This is a genomic window from Fructobacillus ficulneus (genome assembly GCF_001047075.2).
GTDB classification, from domain to species: domain Bacteria; phylum Bacillota; class Bacilli; order Lactobacillales; family Lactobacillaceae; genus Fructobacillus; species Fructobacillus ficulneus.
The window spans coordinates 162,494-164,466 of sequence record NZ_DF968005.1 but is presented as its reverse complement, the minus strand read 5'-3'; the positions used below and the strand labels follow the sequence as shown (position 1 = coordinate 164,466).

3 protein-coding genes are annotated in these 1,973 nt (G+C 50.6%); 1 reads left to right on the top strand and 2 read right to left on the bottom strand.

From position 1 onward, the window contains the following. On the top strand, nt 1–660 hold a 660-nt coding region (locus AOQ29_RS08105; protein ID WP_083989334.1), incomplete at its 5' end, for an alpha-hydroxy-acid oxidizing protein. An 88-nt stretch (nt 661–748) separates the two neighbouring features. On the opposite strand, the gene AOQ29_RS05500 is transcribed toward AOQ29_RS08105, so the two are convergent. Then, on the bottom strand, nt 749–1,009 hold the full coding sequence (locus tag AOQ29_RS05500; RefSeq protein ID WP_061993508.1) for a hypothetical protein: 261 nt from the start codon (nt 1,007–1,009) through the stop codon (nt 749–751). 52 nt (nt 1,010–1,061) lie between these two features. After that, nucleotides 1,062–1,973: aldo/keto reductase (locus AOQ29_RS05495; RefSeq protein WP_275936581.1), on the bottom strand; the 912-nt coding region annotated here is incomplete at its 5' end.

The following is a 1,973-nucleotide window of genomic DNA, read 5'->3' as shown; positions in this document are numbered from 1 at the left end:
AACCTGGGGGCTGACCACCCCATTGAAAACGTCCGGGCCGCCATTGACATGATTGATGCCAACGCCATTGAACTCCACGTTAACGTCGGCCAGGAATTAGCGATGGCAGAGGGTGACCGTCATTTCTACTGGTTGGATAACCTGGCGACCATCATCGCCAAGTCACCGGTTCCCGTCATCATCAAGGAAGTTGGTTTTGGCATGGGGACTGACCTCATCCAACAGGTTGCCAGCCTTCACCCTGCCGCCATTAACCTGGGCGGTGGCAATGGGACCAACTTTGCCCAAATCGAGCAACGACGGGACCGTGAAGAGACCAACCCACTGGACTTAAGTCATTATGGCTTAAGCACGGTTGAAGCCCTCCTGGCAGCTGAAAAGGCCCAAGTTCAGTCACCCATCATCGCCACAGGTGGTATCAAGTCCATCAATGACGTGGTGACGGCTTTGATGATGGGAGCAGATTTGACTTCCTCAGCCGGCCACTTCCTCGAGGTCTTGATGACCAAGGGGCCTTCTGGCCTCCAGGCCGAAATCGAGCACTGGCAACAAGCCCTCCCACAATTGATGGCCCTCTTGTCATCACCAACGGTGACCGACTTGCGCCAACAAAAACGAATTTATTCACCAGACTTGATCAATTCAATTAACCAACTTTAAGACACTTAAAAAGAGTTTCGCTGCATCGTCTAGATGGTCCATCACGGGCACTAGCATTACGAAAGCGAAACTCTTTTTTAATTTGTTCTTATTGGTCTCGTTGACTCAAATAGTTAATCAACCACAAGACATCGGCCCGGTTAACCAGGCGATGGTTCTCGTAGTTATAAAACATTGGCTGGTACTGGTCAATCAGAGCCAAGTCATGGCGGTTGTCCGTGGCATTGGCAATATCACAGGCATCACCAATGGCCGGAATCTCGGGAAAACCATGTTCACTCATAATCGAACCCATGACCGTATCCGCTGATTCATGGTTTAAGGCCTCTAAGTACTTTAGTGCATCCATTATCTTCCCTCCTTCCTATTTCTGACAGCCAATCCTATCCCAGCTATCGGCTTTAATCGACAGTCTTATTCAAATATTCATCAACATCGTCCCAGTAGGAAACTTGGTCCTTGACCCCGGTTTCTTCACTGCCGGCATGCCAAGCGAAGGCTGGGTACCAGATACTCCGCTTTTCTTGGTTTAGTTCCTGGATGGCAGCCATTTCGGCGTCGGACAAGACGAAGTCATCGATTTGACTGTTGGCCACAATTCGTTCCTCGTGGGCCGACTTGGGAATCGTAATTGCTCCCATTTGATAGTCAAAGCGGAGGATAACCTGGGCAGCCGACTTATCGTGATTTTGGGCAATTTCTTGAACCATTTTGTTCGACAAAGCTTCTCCGCCACCCAGCGGTCCCCAGGCTTCCATGGCCATACCCAGACCATTCATGTACTCAAAGAGGCCATCCTCTTGGACGAGTGGGTTAAATTCCATCTGGTTGACTTGGGGCATGACGGTGCTAGAAGCCAACACGTCCTTTAATTTGCTCTCGTCAAAGTTAGAAACGCCGATGGCCCGGACCTTGCCTTCATGGTAAAGCTTTTCCAGGGCCCGCCAAGTATCTACGTACTTACCATCAACTGGCCAGTGGATCAAAAGGAGGTCCAAATAGGTCAGGCGGAGTTCCTTCAATTGTTCCTCAAAGGCAGCCAAAGCACTTTCGTAACCCTGGTCGCCGTTAAAGATTTTCGTCGTAATAAAAAGGTCCTTGCGGTTCAGGTGGTTGTCCTTCAAGGCTTGTTGGATGCCGTAGCCCACGCCCGGTTGGTTACCATACTGCTTGGCCGTGTCAATCAGGCGGTAGCCATGCTTAATGGCGGTTTGGACCGAGTCGGCGGCCTCTTTGTTGGAAGACTTCCAGACCCCGAGGCCAAAGACCGGCATCTCAACCCCGTTGGCGAGCTTGGTTGTTTCTTGCAAAAT

Bases quoted from the DNA above. Each gene is read 5' to 3' on its own strand.
- AOQ29_RS05500 (WP_061993508.1), bottom strand. From the start codon at position 1,009: ATGGATGCACTAAAGTACTTAGAGGCCTTAAACCATGAATCAGCGGAT.